Raw genomic sequence first — 17,892 nt, 5'->3', positions numbered from 1 at the left:
CTCAATCAATCTCCAAAATCGGGGAGCCAAGAATTTCGAGGTCAGGTGCAACACCTAAGCCCGGACCTTCAGGCGGGGCAATCCGGCCATTTTCACGTTTTGGTGCATCCGGGCAAATACGTGGCGCAACGTAAGAAGAAAGATCGCATGTGTTCATCAGCGACCCCTGCGGCGTGGAAGCGGCAAAATGCAGCGAGGCCGCCGTTACGATATCTGATCCCCATGTGCATTCTGCGCAAATCTCGGCGCCCAGCTGAACGGTCAGATCGCGCGCACGGCGCATCGCTGACAGGCCACCGAATTTCGAAAGCTTCAACGCAACCGCATCCATGCACCCCAATTCATGCGCCCGCATCAGCGATGCAAGATCAAAGGCGTTTTCGTCGATCTTCATGGGCAGACCCGTCGACTGACGGACAGCAGCACAGTCTTCCAGTGTTTTACAGGGCTGTTCCAGCATCACATCCAGATCTGCCACCGCGCGCCCGGTTCGCGTTGCCTGAAGGCGCGATGCCCCGCAGTTCCAGTCGCCATACACAAGCGGTCCAGGTCCCACGGCCTCGCGCATTTTGATCAGCCGCTCGGCATCGGCCTGCCAATCGCCCTCGACTCCCAGCTTGACCTGAAACTGGCGAATCCCGGTTTGGAAAGCCGCCTTGGCAATTCTGGCCATCTCGTCCGGCGCAATGCAGGTGATCGAATGATAGAGCGGCATATCCGCCCGTGTTCGCCCGCCCAGCAATGCGTAAACCGGCACCCCCGCCGCGCGGCCGAACAGATCCCACAGCGCAATGTCCACGATCGACTTCGCGTAGCTGTGGCCTTGCAGAAACCCGTCCAGCTTTCGCATCGGCGCATCGACCCCAATCGGAGAAATCCCGAGAATCTCGGGGCCCATTTCAGCAACGGCCCCCGGTACGCCATCCGCATAGGCTGGCAGATAATGCGGGATCGGGCAGACCTCACCCCAACCTGTCAGACCTGTATCCGTCTCAAGGCGCAGGATATGAGACGTCACGGTCGCACAGGTCTTGCCGTCAGCCATGTGATAGGTTTCATGGCTGGTCAGTTCGATGGACCAGAGCGTTAGCTTGTCAATCCTCAAGCATATTCTCCTACTGGATCACCCAATTTGGCTTCATCAGGATGCACGCCAAGCCCCGGCGCTTCGGGCAGATGCAGATGGCCATCGACATTGCGAGGCCCACGGCCGTCTGCAACATCAACCGTGATCATGTCCTGACAGGCCCAGACCGCGTGGCAATGGTCATCCGGGATCGTGGCGGCCAGATGCAGCGCTTCGGTATCGGCCAGAACCGTTCCGCCGGTGGCCATCACGAATATGTCTATCCCATGGGCCAGCGCGATATCTCGTATCCGCGCGGCCTTGGTCAGGCCACCCACGCGATTCAGCTTGATCCCGAATATCTGGGCCAGACCATCGCGGGCAATCCGGGCGGCATCCTGCAAGGTCACAAGGGACTCGTCCACAGACACCGGAGACGCATGAAGCCCCGAGATCGCCGCGATATCATCCAGTGTTTCACAGGGTTGCTCGAACATCACGTTCAGGTCTTCGCAGGCGCTCATCACCCGCAAGGCCTGCTGGCGCGTCCAGCCACGGTTGACATCATACAGAACAATCTCTCCGGGCTGCCGGATGCTTTCGACATCCCGCACACGGGCAATGTCCCGCTCGACATCACCGCCGATCTTCACCGAATGGGCGATATAGCCGCGCTTGCGATACCGCTCCATGACGTCGCGTGTTTCCTCGACGGTTTTCGCCCCGACCGAGGACGCAATCGGGCGCGGTGTCCGCGATCCGCCGCCCATCAGATCGGCAATCGGCAGACCCGCTGCCTGCCCAGCAATATCCCAGCAGGCCATATCTATGGGGCTTTTGGCATAGAGGTGTCCGGGCAAGGCAATATCCATGGCCCGTTCCACGTCCAAAACCCGACGCGGATCAAGGCCGAGGATGAAGGGGGCCATCGTTTCGATCCCGGCCCGGATGCCTGGCCCGTGCGCGGGTACATAGGTGTGCCCCCAGGGCGTGCCCTCGCCCCAGCCGACCAGACCGGTATCGGTTTCGAGCTTGACCAGCGTCGCATCAAGCCTTTCGAACTTCAGGCGACCCCCGGACAGCCAATATGGATGCTCAAGCGGCAAATCGACCTGAAAAACGGTAATGGTTTCAATCTTCATAGAGCATACTCCGCCACGGGTGCGCCGAGGCTTTCAAAATCAGGGGTTACACCCAATCCCGGCGTATTGGTTGCATAAAGCTTTCCGTCTTTCACGACAGGACCGCCGACGCCCGTAGATCGCGTGTTGTAGTTCATCAGATCCGTGGTGTTCTGCAGGTATTCAGGCGGGGTCGATGCCGCGAAATGGGCGACAACCGAAGACGTGATCTCTCCACCCCAGGTGTCTTCGCTGACCACAGGGATGCGGTTGTCGATCAGGTAGTCTCGTACCCGCCGGGCCTTGCTGATGCCGCCAAGGTTTGAAATCTTGAGACAACAAATCTCTGCCCCCCGGTCCGCGACGATACGCTGAGCCATGTGGATCCCGGTCACGCATTCATCTAGCTTCAGTGGCTGCTCGGCAATCCGGCGCACTTGCTGGCATTCCTCATACGTGCGGCAGGGTTGCTCTAGAATGAAATCCAGATCCCGGGTCTCGCGTGCCACGCGGATCGCATCGTCTACGCGCCAGCCCTGATTGGCATCGGCCATGGCTTTCTCGCCGGGTTTCAGCAACGGTACAGTGGTGCGTATCCGGTCAATGTCACTGGCCCAGTCGCCTCCCACTTTGACCTGAAATTGCTGATAACCCTGTTCCCGGTACTGGTCCATCTCGGCCACGGTGTCCTCTACCGCTTTCTGCGGCGCGACCCGGTACATTGGCGCGCCATTAGTCAGCTTACCGCCCAACAGCATCCAGACCGGCTGATCACACTCCTGACCCAGTATATCCCAGCACGCCGCATCGAACGGGGCCTTGGCATAGCCATGCCCTTGTACCAGATGGTCCATCAGGTGCTCGATCCGCCCCACCTGACGCGGATCTTCGCCCAGCAGCTTGCCAGCGACAAGTCGCGCCAGCGCAGTCACACCTTCGGAATGGGCCATCATGTAGTTTTCGCCACAGGGGGTGAACTCACCACATCCCTGCAAACCCGCGTCAGTGTCGACTACCACAACCGAGGCTGTCGCTGTTTGAATTGCATTGCCCGCACCCCAGACATACGTACCGCCGACATAGGGAAGCCCGGTCTGGTAGATTCGGATGCGGGTGATTTTCATGCTGCGTCCATTCTGGGCAAGTCGCCCATCCCTTCGCCGCGCCACAGGACAAAGGTCAGGATCGGTTGGTCCGTCGTGGTCATGGCGTGGCTTTGCCAGCTTTTGTGCTGCCGTATCTGGTTCGGGCCAACGAAGGTTTCATCCTCGTCGCTCCGAAAAACCGCTCCGCCCGCCAAGGTCAGATACAGCTCTTCCGCCTGATGGCTGTGCCAGTCATAGTCCAATCCAGCGCCCCAATATCCCACGTAGCCGCGCAACTGGGTCGAGTGGAAATGCCCGGTCGGTCCGAACAGTTCGTAATACCCATACCGATTCAGGAAATCCGCGCCGACTTCCTCTTCGGTGTATGTGTGTTTCCAGTGCGCCAGATGCGCGCTGGCCTGGATCGCCGCGACCAGATCACGGGTTGGCGCCACGCTATCAAGGCCAAAATCGCCCGCCAGATCGGTCGCCGGTATGTGCGCAGGCTGCAAACTCGTCGGTGTCAGATCGTCCGGCCATGATGCAAACGCGGCAAGGTCAGGATGCGCCTGATGCAATTGGCGGGCCGCCTCGAGAACACCATCCAGCGTCATGGGATCACCACAATATTGCCAGTGTGCTGTTTGGCGATAAAGGCGGCTTGTGCTTCCCGCAGCTCTTCCAATGGGTAGGTCGCAGCCAGCGCCGGTTTGATCTCACCCGCTTCGATGTATTTCACAAGGTTATGCATAACCTGCGGGTCAATCACGGTCGAACCGGTGAAAGTCAGATCGCGCAGATAGAAGGTCCGCAGGTCGAGCTCGACCATCGGGCCTGCAATGGCCCCCGAACAGGTGTAGCGCCCGCCGCGCTCCAGTACGTCGATCAGGTTCGGCCAGTAAGGGCCACCTACCACATCAGCGACCACCGTGATCCTCTCGCCGCCCAGCGCCGACCGCAGGTCTTCAGGTGCGCGGGGCAAAACCAGATCAGGGCCAAGGTCGGTCACGTCGGCGTGTTTGGACTCGGATGCCATCGCAATCACACGCGCGCCACGGCGTTTGGCCAATTGACCCAAGGCACCACCCACCCCGCCAGAAGCTCCGGGCACAAGAACGGTGTCTTTTTCCGTCACGTTGGCACGCGACAGCATCCCTTCGGCGGTAGAGTAAGAACAGGAGAACGTGGCCAGTTCAGCGTCCGACAGGTCCGAGGTGATCGGCACGGCGTTCACCGCCAGTGTTGTGGCATATTCCGCGAACCCTCCATCCCGCTCCGAGCCGAAATACCCGGTCTTGTCCATGTTGCCCGGGTCCGACGGGTCACGCAGCCATCCATCGGTGATGACACGTTCGCCGATCAGCCTAGGATCAACTCCTTCGCCTACGGCCACGATATGACCACAGATGTCAGCGCCCTGAATGCGAGGGAAGGTGATAGGATTGCCGCCCCACGTCGGATCCTCGTCACTGACTTCCTCGAACGCGTCGCCTGTCGTCGCATCGGTCACGGTTTTTGAGTACCAGCCGGATCGCGTGTTGACGTCGGTATTGTTAAGCCCGCAGGCTGCGACCTTGATCAACACCTCGCCGGCCGCGGGATCCGGGCGCGGCCAGTCTTCCTGCATCACCATCTGGTCCAGTCCACCGTGGCCCATTGTGACCATGGCTCTCATCGTATCGGGCAGTCTCATCATGCGGTCTCCAGTATGGCGTCACTGCGGGGCAGCAAACTGTCGGGATCGTAGGCAGGTTCACCCAGAACACGGGCGGCGCGGGGTTGGCCATGGATCACGACCTCCAGCTCTGTCCCGGCTTTGGCCGCTTCGGGCTTTAGGTAAGCAAAGGCCAGGATTTTGCCGACGGTGTGGCCATAAGCGACCGACGCTGTGGACCCGACGACGCGCCCGTCCAGCAGCACCGCCTCTCCACCATGCCCATCAATCTCTCCATCCGGTTCAATTGAAAGATAGGCACAGATCCAGGGCAGATCGGTGTTGAGCGTCTTGTCCTTGCCCAGATATTCCTTGTCGGTGCGCGCAAAACGCAGCACGTCGGCCTCGGCCAGAGTGACCTCGTTGGTCAGCTCTCCTGCGCCTTTGAAACCCTTTTCCATTCGCATCACGTTCATGGCGAAGCTGCCGTAGTCGGCGATGCTATACGCCTCGCCTGCGGCCCAAAGCGCGTTGTAAACGTCGATGCAGGCGGTGTTGGGCATGTGCATCTCCCAACCCAGTTCCCCGGCATAGGACATGCGGAAAGCCCAGACCTTGTGACCGGCGATGTTGATTTCCTGCGCGGAAAGCCAGCGGAACCTAGCATTGGTCAGATCGGCATCGGTGCAGCGCGCCAGCACATCCCGCGATCGGGGACCGTTCAGCGACAGGGCCGACCAGTCTGCGGACAGGGCAGTTACCTGCACATCCTCATCCGCGCATTGCTGCGCCAGATGATCCAGCAGGCGTTGTTCAAAGAAGGCGGCACAGACCAGATAGAAGCGGTCGTCGGCCATGCGTACAATCGTGGTCTCCAATTCGATACGGCCGCGACGGTTCAGCATGTGGGTCAGTGTGATCGAACCAACCTTCTGAGGCATTCGGTTTGCGGTCAGCCTGTCAAGCAGGGCATAGGCACCCGGCCCCGAAACCTCAACCTTGGTGAAGGCGGTGACGTCCATGACGCCGACGCACTCGCGCACCGCCTTCACTTCGGTCGCCACCATGTCGTCGGCAGGCGTGCGGCGGAAGGAGTAATGGTCGCGCTGTTCCACACCGTCGCGGGCGAACCATCGGGGGCGTTCAAAACCATACACTTCTTCATGCACCGCGCCCTTGGATTTCAGCAGCTCATAGAGCGGCGACGGCTTGATCGGTCGCCCGGCCAGACGGTTGAAATGCGGAAAGGGGATTTCGTGGCGCAGGCAGTAATCTTCCTCGGCCTTGATCACCTGCCAATCCTTCGTGGCATAGCTGCCGAACCGGCGCGGATCGAATTCGCGCATCGAGATATCGGCGGCACCATGCACCATCCACCGCGCCAGTTCGCGGGTCAGACCCGGCCCCCAGCCGATGCCGATCTGCGTCCCACAGCAGCACCAATAGTTCCGAACACCCGGCGCTGGTCCGATCAGAGGATTGCCATCCGGCGGGTGCGAGATCGCCCCGTGAACGTCGCGCTGAATGCCAAGCTCGGCAAAGATCGGCATCCGGTTCAGGCTTTCCTCAAGCCGCGGCATCACCCGGTCGTAGTCCGCGTCGAACAGCCAGTTCTCGTATTCCCACGGGCAATGGTCATGCCAGACCGAGTTCGGGTTCTCTTTTTCGTAAATCCCGATCAGACCGCGCTGCTGTTCCATCCGGATATAGCCCGAGACCTTGCGGTCATCACGGATCACCGGCAGTTCGGTGTCCAGGTTCTGGAATTCCGGCACCGGTTCTGTCACGAAATAATGGTGCGTCATCGAGGTCATCGGCAGTTGCAGCCCCGACCACTCGCCCATTTGCCTTGCATAGGTTCCGCCTGCGTTCACTACATGCTCGCAGGTGATTGTGCCGTTCTCGGTTTCAACAACCCACTCACCGTTCCCGGCCTGCGTGATGTTGGTGGCGCGGCAGCTACGGAAGATGCGGACGCCCTTCTGACGCGCGCCGGTCGCCATCGCCATCGTCACATTGGTCGGGTCCACATGGCCGTCATCCGGCGTATGAAGTGCGCCCAGAACGCCATCGAGATTGTAGAACGGATGCAGTTCAGCCACCTTTTCGGGGCCGACAAGCTCGATATTGAAGCCCAGCGACCGGCCCACCGACAAGGTGTGGCGCAGCCAGTCCATCTCATCCTGGGTATAGGCCAGACGGAACGAACCGCAGCCGTGCCATGTGACGGGTTGGCCGGTTTCAGCTTCCAACCGGCCGGAATACAGCCCGATGTTGTAATCCACGCACTTGCCCAGTCCAATGCTGGACGTCGAATGCGTGATCTGTCCCGCTGCATGCCAGGTGCTGCCGCTGGTCAACTCGGCCTTCTCCAGCAGGACGGTATCACCGCCCCATCCTTCATGCGCCAGATGATAGGCCAGACCGACCCCCATCACGCCGCCTCCGACAATGACCACGCGGGCGTGTGACGGCAGTTCGTTCCCGGACATGATTTTTCCTCTTCCCGAGTCGCGTTTCTGCTCGACAGGCTAATTCCACAAATGTACCATCGTCAATCATGAATGACACAAATGTATCATCAACTGTTCTGGATCGCCTGTCCGAAGAATGGGACGCCCTGACGCCCGAGGCGCAGAAGGCCGCGCGCTACGTGCTGGAAAACCCAACGGACGTTGGGGTTTCTACTGTGCGCGAGATTGCCGAGGCTGCCAGAGTAAAACCGAACACCTTCGTGCGAATGGCCCAGCAGGTGGGGTTCGAAGGCTACGAAGATTTCCGTGCCCCGTTCCGGGATGCGATCCGGCAGGGACGTGTGTCATTTCCGGATCGCGCCCGCTGGTTGCAGGACATCGGCAAGTCAGGGGAACTGGGCGGCCTCTACGCCGATATGATCGGCTCCGCGATCCGCAATATTGAAGAGACCTTTGCCGGGATCGACGCCGCAAAGCTGAAGGCCGCGGCCGAGGATATCTGGAATTGTCGCCAGATTTTCACGCTGGGTGTAGGCGTCAACAATTCGAACGCGCGAAACTTCACCTATCTGGCCTCAACCGGCATGAAGCAGTTTCACGCCATCCCGCGTCCCGGCTCGACCCCGGTGGATGATCTGGCCTGGGCCGATGAGCAGGACGTGCTGATCGCGATCACGTGCCACCCCTATCGCACCGAAGTCATCGAGGCGATCAAGCTGGCCCGACAACAGGGTCTGACCGTCATTGGTATTTCCGACAGTCCGGCCAGCCCGGTGATCCTGAATGCTCATCACGGCTTTGTCGTTGCAGCCGACACGCCGCAGTTTTTTCCGTCATCCGTCTCGACCATCGCCTTGTTGGAAACACTGCTGTCCTTCGTGATCGCCGTGTCCAGCGATGAGATCGTCGAGAGGGTGGAACGGTTTCACCAACGCAGACACCAACTTGGCCTCTACGCGGAGGAGCCCGAATGAACGCACCCCTGACCCACTCACTGGACGCGCGATACTATACCGACCCTGCGATTTTCGAGCAGGAAATACAGGGGCTTCTGGCCCGAACGTGGCAGTTTGCGGGCCATGTCGCGCAGGTCCGGGAAACGGGGGATTACTTTGCGTTTGAGATCGCCGGCCAGAACCTGTTCTGCATTCGCGGCCGCGACGGCGAAATCCGCACCTTCTATAACGTCTGCCAGCACCGCGCGCATGAAATGGTCACCGGCGCGGGCAACACGCGTGTCGTCGTCTGCCCCTACCACGCCTGGACTTATGAGCTGTCCGGTCAATTGCGCGCCGGACCCAACATCAAATCCGTCCCCGGGTTCTACCGCAGCGCCATTTGCCTGACCTCGGTGCGCACCGAAGTGTTCAATGGTTTCATTTTCGTCAATCTCGATGACAACGCCGCCCCGATGGATGAATGGTACCCCGGCGTGCGCGAGGAAATCCGCGCCTTTGTCCCGCAAATCGACGATCTGGAACCGCTGGAATGGGTCGAGATCCCCGAAAACTGCAACTGGAAAGTCAGTATCGAGAACTATTCGGAATGTTACCATTGCCCGACCAATCACCCGACCTTTGCCGAAGGAGTGGTCAAGCCCGAGACCTATGACATTCAGCCGGACGCGGGTGGCGGCTATGTGTTGCGTCACACGACGGAATGCCAGAGCCTCGACAAGATGACCTACCCCATCGACCTGTCGGTACCCCACGCAGGCGATTATCAGTCATGGTTTCTGTGGCCGATGTTTTCCTTCCAGTGTTATCCCGGCAATGTGCTGAACACCTATCACTGGCGCGCGGTTGATGCCGATCACTGCTCCGTCTGGCGCGGTTGGTACACTGAGGGCGGCTCGGACAGCGCAGTTATCCGGCAACTGGCGGTCCAGGATCGCGAAACGACGGTCGAGGAAGACATCCGCCTTGTGGAATCCGTTCATCGCGGGCTCAAGTCGCGGGGCTATCGCCCCGGACCGCTTGTTCTGGATCCGCGCTGCGGAGTGATGTCGGAACACTCCATCGCGCGACTTCAGCAATGGATGCGCGAGGCTGTGGATTAGTGGCCGAGGTTGCACGCTGATGCTGATGCCTGAAGTCTGGCGCCCGGAACACAAACTGTTCCCCCATCAGGTCGGGTTCACCTGCCCGCCGTTCGACTTTGACGCCGCGCCCTCGGATTTCCTGCGCATGTGCCCCGAAACCGTGGGCGTTCACGGGTGGATGCTGCACGTGCCAGACTACGTGCACGGATTGGATCAGCGGAGACAGAACTTTGGCATGCTCGAAGACTTCGTGCACTGCATGTCCCGCAACAGTGTGGATGTCTGCGGTCAGGTCGGTTCGAATTGGGTCCATGCCTGCGGGCTGGGCGTAGAAGGCGTTCGGCAACACTGCGAAGACCTGTCAGACAAATATGGCACGCGCTTTCACATGGCCGGATATGCCATGGTCGAGGCACTGCGTGACCTGAATGTCGAAAAGGTTGCCCTGAACGCCGCCTATCATTGGCCGGAATGGTGGCAGGGCACGGCCGGCTTCTTGAAGGAAGCCGGGTTTGATGTGGTCTGGGCCGGGAATTTCCACGATCAGGGCTGGTTCGGCAGTCAGGAAGAGGTCAATTCCTGTCGCTGGGTCTTTGACGGCGATCTGGCACTGAAAAGCTTTGAATATGTGGCCGACAAGGCACCCCGGGCCGAAGCGATCCTGATCAATGGCATGTGCAATTTCCGTACCGGGCCCGGTGGCTTGCCGCAGCGCCCACTGCATCTGGCCGATACCCTTGAAGATGCGCTGGGCAAACCGGTGATTGGTCATGACATCGCGCTTTACTGGCGCGTCTTCAAATCCCTCGGTATCGCACCCGGTACACCGCACGGGCAATTGCTGAAACGTCTTTAATTATTCGAGAGGCCATGACCATGCACAAAATCCTCGCGCTCTGGGCCGTGCCCAGGTCCACGTCAACTGCGTTCGAGTGGATGATGCGACAACGCGGTGATCTCGACTGCCTGCACGAGCCCTTTGGCGAGGCGTGGTATCAGGGAGAGAACCCGCTTTGGCATCGGTTCCAACCGGGTGATGTGACAACACCGGGCCTGACACTGGACAGCGCGTGGCTGGACATTCAGCAGCGGGCGAAACGGGGGCCGGTCTTCCTCAAGGACTTTCCGCATTACATCAACCACATGTGGGATGCCGAGTTTCTGTCGCATTTCACCCACGCCTTCCTGATCCGGGACCCGGCCAAGACCATCACTTCGATGTACAAGCAATGGCCGGACTTTGCCGAAGGCGAGGTTGGCTTTCCCGAACAGCGTGCCCTGTTCGATCTGTTGACCGCACTGAACAGAACTCCGCCGCCGGTTATTGACAGCGATGACCTGCTGGAAGATCCACACGGCATGACCCGGGCCTTCTGTGACGCGGTGGGAATTCCGTTCATCGAACAGGCGCTGAGCTGGGAACCGGGCGGTGATCCGTCCGCCCTCAGTTGGTGGGACGGCGGGTCGTTCCATGGCAACCTCGCGAAATCGACCGGGCTTGCGCCGCAGACACGCACGCATATCGACATCGCGGACGCGCCAGACCGTGTGAAACAGGTGCACCGCAGGATGAAACCGCATTACGATCACCTTTACAAACACCGCCTGACACACTGACACATCGGAGACCCGCAATGGCCGACATTTTCGACGAAGACCTGTTTCTGAAAGGACTGGAGCAAAGGAAGAACACGCTGGGCGCAGAGTATGTGGAGAAAAACCTTGCTGCCGCCGACGACTTCACCCGCCCGTTTCAGGAAGCCATGACGGCCTGGTGCTGGGGGTTTGGGTGGGGCGACGACGTGATTGACGCCAAGACCCGGTCGATGATGAACCTTTCGATGATCGGTGCGCTGGGAAAGATGCATGAATGGGAAATCCACTGCCGGGGCGCCATCAACAACGGAGTGTCAAAGGAAGAAATCCGCGCCATCATCCACGTGATCGGGATTTATTGCGGCGTTCCTCAAGCGCTGGAGTGTTTTCGCGTGGCCCGCAAGGTGCTGGACGAAACCTGACGAACCGTCACAGACCAGCCGCCGACAAGAGCCGCACGCCTTCTTCGTAGTGTCGCCTGTTCTTGAAACAGCCGGGCCAGGCCCAGCGCTCGGCGGTAAAGCCCGGCTGCAATTCCAGAATCTGTCGGGCATGTCGACGCGCCAGGGAATGGTTCCCGGCGGCGGCGGACAGCATGCACAGCACGACCCTGGGACGAACGCGTCCGGGGTCAACCCGCAACACGTTATGGGCATGCTGCCACGCGGCCTTGTCCCCGGTTATCATCATTGCAATTGCCAGGTTTGCTTCGATCCAAATAGGGGGATGCGGCGTCAATGCCAGCGCTTTCTTGCAGACCGAAACGCCTTCTTCAGCCCTGTCATCATACACCAACAGGATGCCGTAATATCCCAACAATTCCGGGCTTCCGCTGAAACGTTCCACGACGGCAAGCATCAAGCTGCAAGCCTCTGACGTGTTGCCAGCAACACTGTGGGTGAAGGCATGGAGGGCCGAGCAGTACGGGTCCGTTGGGTTCAGATTGCACAGCTTCTTGCATTCGGCCTCTACCATTGCCAGCGCCTCGGTCGGGTTTGCATCCATGCCTAGGCGGATCATGTCCAAATGACAGAAACCGATCGCGACACGTGCCGGAAGGTATCCCGGGTCAAACTCCAGACAGGCGCGATATTGACGGATGGCATCCTGCAACCCGTCTTCTGTTGCCTGACTTTCCAGAATGCGGGCCTTCTGGAACGCCGACCAAGCCTCGGTCGATGTGGCACGACCTGACCAGATTTCTGACCAATACCCGTCGCGCAATCGCAGTTGGAGCGCCTCGACGACCTTCATGGCGATTTCTTCGACCGCGTCGAATGTTTCCTTTGCGCGAAAGCGGAACCGCTGTGTCCACAGGCAAACCTGATCCGCGGTTGACGTCAGTTGAGCGGCCACCCGCAGGCCTTCTGCACCGACCACACTGCCGCTGAGAACATAGCCTTCAACCGGGCCTTCCTGCCTGCGCGCGTCACGAAGCTCGATCACGTCGGACATTGTGCCCAGAAGAAACATGAGCTCGTCTCGTATGGAGGATGCAGCGATGCTGATATCCGGCGTTTCCCCGACAACTTCAAAAGGCTCTACAACAACCGCTGGACGCAAACGCCCCCAATGCACCGGCAAACCGCGGCCCGCCAGAACCGGACCGTCTGACTCTGTATCGATGTCCCAATAAGCCTGCCGCTCAACCGTCAGCCATGCCTCGAACTCGGGGTCGGCAACGTCCAACCCTTCCAGCAACTCAGCGCGGTCTGAACTGAGCTGCTCGTCAAACAGATCAACCTCGACTGCTGCCAGATTGATCGACACCGTTTCACGGGTTACTTCAAGAAAATCAACTTTATGCTTGGAAAAGCGTTTGCTGAGAACACTAAGCTCTTTGCGCAACGACGCCGCGCCTTGTGCGGGCGAACTCTCGCTCCAGAGCTTGTCCTGCAACCAAGCCCTGCTGCGTATCGCGGTTTTCGACAGAAGCACCAAAGCAAGAAGAGCTTTCGCTTTGGTGCCCCGAGGCGTCACATCCTGACCGTCGTCGCAAATAATCTGAAACGGTCCGGTCAAAAAAACCTTGGTTCTTGCCTCAGTCACTAACGGCCCTCAAAAGCGTTCGGGGGTTGTCGTTAACCGCTGCATCCAAAAATGACGATACCGCCCATCGCTTCATAGGCAAGTTTGCAGCACCATGACTCGTGATCGGGGTTCGGATCCGGCTTTTTGTCACTCAGGTCCGGAACAACGATATGAACCACATCCTTGGTGTCATAGACAAACCTGACCTCTGGGTTACCACTGTCCGCCAGGATTTCTTGAATTTTGCGTTCCGCCGCATCCTGATCATCTTGCGACCCAAGCGCACGGCCGCGCGCGGCATTCAGAACTTCACACCCCAAGTCTTTCAATGAATAATTCGGGTTGATTGTCAAACGAGCCATGTAAAATCTCCTTCTCAAACAACAATGCCCATTTGTATACCCCGTTACATGCTTATCCGGAAACGAAAATGACCGACATGTTGATTGAACGCGCTGAAACTGCTCGGCTAATTTCCGAACCCTCGTTTGCCGAATTCCCCAAGGGTGCGCCAATCCACGCGGCTTTTCGCTTGATCGAGCTGCGCAACGGGACTCTGCCCCCCAAGGGCGGGATGGGCCATCGCGTGTCTTTCGGCACCGGCCGCACACCGGAGGAGGCGGCGCGGCTGGCCGGGTTTGAGGCGATTGAGCGCTATGCCTTGCAATACAGTACCGAAGCACCACAAACCCGCGAAAGCCTGATCGCGTCGGATGGTGCATCCCATGGGATGTCAACCGAAGCGCTTGCACTGGGTGTTCCGGGCAACGACGGAACGGTCACTTCGAAAGGTGCCGCTGCCGGTCCAACACACGAAGCCGCCGCCCTTTGGGCGGCGCTGGAGTGTTTGGAACACGCTCTTGGATCACACGGATTTGACCATCTGGTGCCGGAGACTGCACTGCCCCACGATTTGACGCAGTGGCTGAATGTTCAACTGCGGCAACTGAGCATTCACACCCTCGAAGTCCCGGGCATCGGCCTTCTGCTACGCGCGGTTTGCGCAGACGCGGATGGCGGCAGGCCCACCTATGGATCGGCGCTTTCCGCAAATCTGGCGCAGGGCGTCTGGCACGCAGCATCCGAGGCGGTGGTGTCCTGGCGCAACATGGTGATGCTTGATAATAACGGCGTGACGGATCACGGCATGGATGCCGAGCAGGCACGTTTATTCCGGCTTTATCGCGGCGCGCTAAATGACCGGCCCACAGCACCGACAGAGTTGTTCGACGTTCAGGCATGGAAGACCCCGAACCCGTCGCTGACGACTGTATTGACGGCCGCAAGCAGTGCAGTCGGTCGTCCGGTTGCGATTTTTGATATGACGGCACCTGAAATCCCGCTGCCAGTGGTCAAAGCCGTGCCAGTCTGAGCACCTGTCAGGATCCGTCTTTACGAAAGCGCGTCGTGTTGCGGTTGGTCCCTGCTTCGCAACGATCCGCGAATTCCGAGAGCTGCCTGCAACGCTGGGTCTCGGGCGAGCCGCAGACAAACCGTCCCGGGTCAACATGCGGGATTTCAACAAATTCGACACGGGTGATCACGCGTGGTTTGGCAGCAACTGTGATCATGGGTCCAACCTCGATCAGACTGGCGAGTGTATAGCCCGAGACCGGGCGCGCCGATGTGCCTGTTCCCAGCATGATATCGTCCAGAAACCGGGGATCATCGTCGGCAGGCCCAAAGTCAAGGCGCATGGGCATTCCAGGTGCGCCGCGCCCGAACCGGACCCAGTCCAGAGGCACCTTGTGCTCGCCCAAGTACAGTTCTGAAGTTTGGAACGCCCGAAAGTAAAGCCCAAGCGGATCAGAGAATGCCATTGCCTTGCCTGTAGGTGACTTACCACCTTTTCCCACGGCCAGTTCGAGCGTATCGCTCGCCAAACAGAGCCCGGCATGCCGGCAGTACAGATCTTTCCGGTTCGCGAAATCAAGCACTTCTTCGGGTCGGGCACGCCGCCTGCTATCGCCATTCTTAACGACGTAAGGGAACGAGAATAAGTGCATGGTCCGGATCAGATCGGTCAAACTGTTCGTATCCTTGGCCAGAAACAAAACATGCTGGATATTCAATGGATGTTCCGGCGGATGCGCGTAATCCGTACCCACCAGCCTTTTGTGAAAACGGGCCGCGCGCTCGGAAAAATCCATCGACGTCCATACCGACCGTGAGACTTCAAACAGGTCCTTGCAGGAGTAGAAGCGCCCGGACGCCGACGCGACCACCGACAGGAAGTGATCGAGATCGAAGGCCGCCATGGTTCGCCACCATTCCATCAACTCGGTGGTGGCCACAAAACGCTTCGGACGCATTCTGCCGCCGGCATCGGGTCGCATTACCAGCGCGTATTCAAGGTATTCGTTGTGCAGTTCAACCCTGCTGGACCAGCCTTGGTCTGACAGGCGAGCTGCCAGTTCATCGCCCAGACAATCCCGCGGCTCTCGTGGACTGGCGCGCCATCTGAACCGATTCGATTGCTGGCCCGCCTCGATGTCACGCGGATCCATGACCAGAAAAGGGCTGACGCCTTGCCTTTCAAAAGTGTTCTGAATGCTTGAATTCCACGCTGACAGGGCAGCGTCGTTCGCGCGCTGATCGGCAAGTCCAGGCGATTGAAATACAGACATCAACGAACACCGTTGGGCATCAGAAATACAAGAATGGAAAGTCAGAGGCCTATGCCCGCGTGGTTTCATTTCCAATGGGAGGGTCCCGGCGGGTGACGAATACGGGAGCATCATGAAAAACGACCTGTCATGGGGCGGGCACCTTCATCCTGCCCAGCCCGCCTGTTCAGGCAAATGACGGGTCCACCAAAGTTCAGGCGTACTGTTCGCGATATGAATTTCACTACCGGAGGAGCGACCGCTGACGATGCTGAGGCGATCTCCATCAAACGTTTCGAGCGACATTTTCGCGGTGCCCCGGAAGTTCGCCATATGCTCGGCCAAAATGCCGACGGCAACGCGTTCACCCATTCGGACACTGTCGAAGTAGTCGCTGTAGAAATGAACCCCTGCAAAACTGCGCCCGATCGCGATATTCGCAGCCAATTTGTTCAGTTCGCCATTCAGCGTCAGTTTCTCTGAGCTGTCGTCTGGTCGCTCAGAATCAATCAGTGTTTTGCCGCCTGCAGCCGGAACAAAAACGCGCGGCATACCCGCCTCGGCCAAAGACACCCGGGACCCGTCCAGCGCATGGGTCCGGAAAAACCCCTTGAGCAATGTGACGCACGCCCCGGCAACTGCCCCATGCGCCGCGCCGTAGGACGGTTGCATCGGTGAGCCTTCTGGATACGCAATTGGCAACAGCAAGTTGCAATCGATTTTCGGCAGCCCATTATGAGACACCGCGTTGTGCGCGAACCGCCTGATGGACGGTGCAGCGGCAATGGCGTCCATCAGACTGAAGTCTTCGCTGGCGACGCTTTCCAATTTCTTCAGATGCGCTACGGCAAACGGCTTGGCTGTTCCAAGCATCGCGCCATGGCCATTCGCCACCAGAGTAGCAATATTGCCTAGCTTTTCAGGGCGGGCACGGTTGTGCACCTGAAAGGTTTGGCGTCGCACGGCCCGCAACGCCCTGGTCGCAGTTTCCGCCAGCATTGACAGCACATGGGTCCCGCCCCAATCAGCCTTGGCACCATTCGCGCAGGAGTGCCCACCCTCAGGCAGACCGTCATCTGCGTCAACACCTCGGCCCAACATCAACAGGCAAGCGTTGAAAAAAGCCTGATAGATCGTGTCAAAATGTACATAGGTTGCAAGGTCACGCGGCGTTTCAATGAACTTCGGGCCACACGTCTCAAAGGCTTGTTCGCCGGCTGTGTCTGCCCCGTTCTGAACATCCAGCCATTCGGCCCAGTCCCGCAAATAATCCACGCCAACAGCCTGAGGAGCAACCCTTTGGTCAAGCCGCAATGCACCAAATGGCATTGCCCCTGATGCCGTTGTTTTTGCCAACCGCTGCCCTTGCGCATGCGCTTGGTCTGACGTCAGCGTGTCATGCCCCTGTAAAAGGAACTGCGACACGTATGGCCCTTCCAAGCAGCCTTGGCTCGAGCCGCGGAACAAGGTTCGGGAAGACAGACCCTGGCCATCTCGAACCCGGCGTGCCGAAGGTACTTTACCGATCTCGGCGCCGTTGGCGTCCTTTGGACAACCGTCTTCACGGAACCACTCCAACTTGCCAAGGGCGCCTACCACTTTGTCGGATACCTCGGCACCTTCTCGAATGGTTTCAAACGGCACATCCCGCAAATAGGCCATCGCATAGAGTTCAGCCATTTCTGCCGCAAGTTCATCTGATCCAAGCCTGGGTGCCGGAGCGATACCCAAAACGCCGGCATCCAAACCATTCAGACCCAACCGGTGACCCAGGATTGGCCCTTCCCACGCACGCCATCGAAATTCACCACCCTCTGATGGCGAGGTGCGGAAGGGCCCGGAATAGGCTGGTGTATCAAACAGCGTCAGCCTGTTTCCATAATTGTCGGTGCAGGTAGGGTCAGCCACTTCTTCCAGAAATTCGGTATAAACCTGCGCGTCGACAATACCATTTTCGTCATGCCGCAAGCCCTTCGAAAAGCTCGTGGGCCAAATCCCGGCAAACAAATCTGTTTCGCCGTTATGTTCTTCGGCCGCCCTCTCCCGGATTCCAACCGGCGCGTTCGAATGACACCGATCCCGGCCCAATCCTTGGATACGCGTCTCGAGGCCCTGCCAGGGTTCAGATGGAACAGTATGTTGCGGCATGTTGTTCTCCCGATCTACCGAACAACGATTCGCATGAAGCCGTTACCGGATCGTGACCGGTAATTCGGAA

16 protein-coding genes are annotated in these 17,892 nt (G+C 59.0%); 6 read left to right on the top strand and 10 right to left on the bottom strand.

Annotated elements, in window-relative coordinates; translation table 11 throughout:
* Position 1: 1 nt before the first annotated feature.
* From AC2FEB_RS11160 to AC2FEB_RS11135, 6 genes are read right to left on the bottom strand one after another with little or no spacing between them, the layout of a single operon-like run.
* Positions 2-1,105 (bottom strand): mandelate racemase/muconate lactonizing enzyme family protein, encoded by a 1,104-nt coding sequence (locus tag AC2FEB_RS11160; protein ID WP_117870568.1) that lies wholly within the window; start codon positions 1,103-1,105, stop codon positions 2-4.
* A complete protein-coding gene (locus tag AC2FEB_RS11155; protein WP_117870572.1) occupies positions 1,102-2,208 on the bottom strand; it encodes a mandelate racemase/muconate lactonizing enzyme family protein in 1,107 nt (368 codons plus the stop codon). The genes AC2FEB_RS11160 and AC2FEB_RS11155 overlap by 4 nt, the downstream gene beginning before the upstream one ends.
* Positions 2,205-3,311: a mandelate racemase/muconate lactonizing enzyme family protein gene (locus tag AC2FEB_RS11150; RefSeq protein ID WP_496717879.1), complete on the bottom strand. Its 1,107-nt coding sequence runs from the start codon at positions 3,309-3,311 to the stop codon at positions 2,205-2,207. The genes AC2FEB_RS11155 and AC2FEB_RS11150 overlap by 4 nt, the downstream gene beginning before the upstream one ends.
* A complete protein-coding gene (locus tag AC2FEB_RS11145; RefSeq protein ID WP_117870578.1) occupies positions 3,308-3,886 on the bottom strand; it encodes a dimethylsulfonioproprionate lyase family protein in 579 nt (192 codons plus the stop codon). The genes AC2FEB_RS11150 and AC2FEB_RS11145 overlap by 4 nt, the downstream gene beginning before the upstream one ends.
* The gene (locus AC2FEB_RS11140; RefSeq protein WP_496884084.1) at positions 3,883-4,965 is read right to left on the bottom strand and encodes an alcohol dehydrogenase family protein; all 1,083 of its coding nucleotides are present in this window, start codon (positions 4,963-4,965) and stop codon (positions 3,883-3,885) included. The genes AC2FEB_RS11145 and AC2FEB_RS11140 overlap by 4 nt, the downstream gene beginning before the upstream one ends.
* Positions 4,965-7,418 (bottom strand): FAD-dependent oxidoreductase, encoded by a 2,454-nt coding sequence (locus AC2FEB_RS11135; protein WP_117870582.1) that lies wholly within the window; start codon positions 7,416-7,418, stop codon positions 4,965-4,967. The genes AC2FEB_RS11140 and AC2FEB_RS11135 overlap by 1 nt, the downstream gene beginning before the upstream one ends.
* A 68-nt stretch (positions 7,419-7,486) precedes the next feature.
* On the opposite strand from AC2FEB_RS11135, the gene AC2FEB_RS11130 reads away from it, so the two are divergent.
* The 5 genes from AC2FEB_RS11130 to AC2FEB_RS11110 are packed head-to-tail and all read left to right on the top strand — an operon-like array spanning position 7,487 to position 11,459.
* Positions 7,487-8,374, top strand: a complete 888-nt coding sequence (locus AC2FEB_RS11130; protein ID WP_117870585.1) for a MurR/RpiR family transcriptional regulator — start codon at positions 7,487-7,489, stop codon at positions 8,372-8,374.
* The gene (locus AC2FEB_RS11125; protein ID WP_496672458.1) at positions 8,371-9,459 is read left to right on the top strand and encodes an aromatic ring-hydroxylating oxygenase subunit alpha; all 1,089 of its coding nucleotides are present in this window, start codon (positions 8,371-8,373) and stop codon (positions 9,457-9,459) included. Before AC2FEB_RS11130 ends, AC2FEB_RS11125 begins: the two co-directional genes overlap by 4 nt.
* 19 nt (positions 9,460-9,478) lie before the next feature.
* Positions 9,479-10,297, top strand: a complete 819-nt coding sequence (locus tag AC2FEB_RS11120; RefSeq protein WP_496672461.1) for an aspartate racemase/maleate isomerase family protein — start codon at positions 9,479-9,481, stop codon at positions 10,295-10,297.
* A 20-nt stretch (positions 10,298-10,317) separates the two neighbouring features.
* Positions 10,318-11,058: a sulfotransferase-like domain-containing protein gene (locus AC2FEB_RS11115; protein ID WP_496761294.1), complete on the top strand. Its 741-nt coding sequence runs from the start codon at positions 10,318-10,320 to the stop codon at positions 11,056-11,058.
* Between the two features lie 17 nt (positions 11,059-11,075).
* The gene (locus tag AC2FEB_RS11110; RefSeq protein ID WP_299644568.1) at positions 11,076-11,459 is read left to right on the top strand and encodes a carboxymuconolactone decarboxylase family protein; all 384 of its coding nucleotides are present in this window, start codon (positions 11,076-11,078) and stop codon (positions 11,457-11,459) included.
* Positions 11,460-11,466: 7 nt separating this feature from the next.
* Here the strand turns inward: AC2FEB_RS11110 and AC2FEB_RS11105 are convergent, their stop codons facing one another.
* Both AC2FEB_RS11105 and AC2FEB_RS11100 read right to left on the bottom strand, forming a co-directional pair.
* A complete protein-coding gene (locus AC2FEB_RS11105) occupies positions 11,467-13,086 on the bottom strand; it encodes a hypothetical protein (protein WP_496672467.1) in 1,620 nt (539 codons plus the stop codon).
* 32 nt (positions 13,087-13,118) lie between these two features.
* Positions 13,119-13,430 carry a hypothetical protein gene (locus AC2FEB_RS11100; protein WP_496672470.1) on the bottom strand — a complete coding sequence of 104 codons (312 nt, stop codon included), beginning with the start codon at positions 13,428-13,430 and terminating at the stop codon, positions 13,119-13,121.
* Between the two features lie 68 nt (positions 13,431-13,498).
* On the opposite strand from AC2FEB_RS11100, the gene AC2FEB_RS11095 reads away from it, so the two are divergent.
* Positions 13,499-14,440, top strand: coding sequence for a YcaO-like family protein (locus AC2FEB_RS11095; protein WP_496672473.1), 942 nt, complete (start codon positions 13,499-13,501; stop codon positions 14,438-14,440).
* A 7-nt stretch (positions 14,441-14,447) separates the two neighbouring features.
* On the opposite strand, the gene AC2FEB_RS11090 is transcribed toward AC2FEB_RS11095, so the two are convergent.
* Positions 14,448-15,695 (bottom strand): DUF8225 domain-containing protein, encoded by a 1,248-nt coding sequence (locus tag AC2FEB_RS11090; protein WP_496884065.1) that lies wholly within the window; start codon positions 15,693-15,695, stop codon positions 14,448-14,450.
* Positions 15,696-15,839: 144 nt separating this feature from the next.
* Positions 15,840-17,822, bottom strand: a complete 1,983-nt coding sequence (locus AC2FEB_RS11085; protein WP_496672478.1) for a phosphatase PAP2 family protein — start codon at positions 17,820-17,822, stop codon at positions 15,840-15,842.
* Positions 17,823-17,892: the final 70 nt, after the last annotated feature.

It is taken from the genome of Ruegeria sp. YTSC106 (genome assembly GCF_059609765.1).
The sequence above is the reverse complement of the archived record's forward strand: the minus strand, read 5'-3'. Positions and strand labels throughout refer to the sequence as shown.

What these genes read in the sequence shown, in the direction of transcription:
- AC2FEB_RS11155 (WP_117870572.1), bottom strand. Translation starts at nt 2,208, where the DNA reads ATGAAGATTGAAACCATTACCGTTTTTCAGGTCGATTTGCCGCTTGAG.
- AC2FEB_RS11150 (WP_496717879.1), bottom strand. Translation starts at nt 3,311, where the DNA reads ATGAAAATCACCCGCATCCGAATCTACCAGACCGGGCTTCCCTATGTC.
- AC2FEB_RS11145 (WP_117870578.1), bottom strand. Translation starts at nt 3,886, where the DNA reads ATGACGCTGGATGGTGTTCTCGAGGCGGCCCGCCAATTGCATCAGGCG.
- AC2FEB_RS11140 (WP_496884084.1), bottom strand. Translation starts at nt 4,965, where the DNA reads ATGAGACTGCCCGATACGATGAGAGCCATGGTCACAATGGGCCACGGT.
- AC2FEB_RS11135 (WP_117870582.1), bottom strand. Translation starts at nt 7,418, where the DNA reads ATGTCCGGGAACGAACTGCCGTCACACGCCCGCGTGGTCATTGTCGGA.
- AC2FEB_RS11130 (WP_117870585.1), top strand. Translation starts at nt 7,487, where the DNA reads ATGAATGACACAAATGTATCATCAACTGTTCTGGATCGCCTGTCCGAA.
- AC2FEB_RS11125 (WP_496672458.1), top strand. Translation starts at nt 8,371, where the DNA reads ATGAACGCACCCCTGACCCACTCACTGGACGCGCGATACTATACCGAC.
- AC2FEB_RS11120 (WP_496672461.1), top strand. Translation starts at nt 9,479, where the DNA reads ATGCTGATGCCTGAAGTCTGGCGCCCGGAACACAAACTGTTCCCCCAT.
- AC2FEB_RS11115 (WP_496761294.1), top strand. Translation starts at nt 10,318, where the DNA reads ATGCACAAAATCCTCGCGCTCTGGGCCGTGCCCAGGTCCACGTCAACT.
- AC2FEB_RS11110 (WP_299644568.1), top strand. Translation starts at nt 11,076, where the DNA reads ATGGCCGACATTTTCGACGAAGACCTGTTTCTGAAAGGACTGGAGCAA.
- AC2FEB_RS11100 (WP_496672470.1), bottom strand. Translation starts at nt 13,430, where the DNA reads ATGGCTCGTTTGACAATCAACCCGAATTATTCATTGAAAGACTTGGGG.
- AC2FEB_RS11095 (WP_496672473.1), top strand. Translation starts at nt 13,499, where the DNA reads ATGACCGACATGTTGATTGAACGCGCTGAAACTGCTCGGCTAATTTCC.
- AC2FEB_RS11090 (WP_496884065.1), bottom strand. Translation starts at nt 15,695, where the DNA reads ATGTCTGTATTTCAATCGCCTGGACTTGCCGATCAGCGCGCGAACGAC.
- AC2FEB_RS11085 (WP_496672478.1), bottom strand. Translation starts at nt 17,822, where the DNA reads ATGCCGCAACATACTGTTCCATCTGAACCCTGGCAGGGCCTCGAGACG.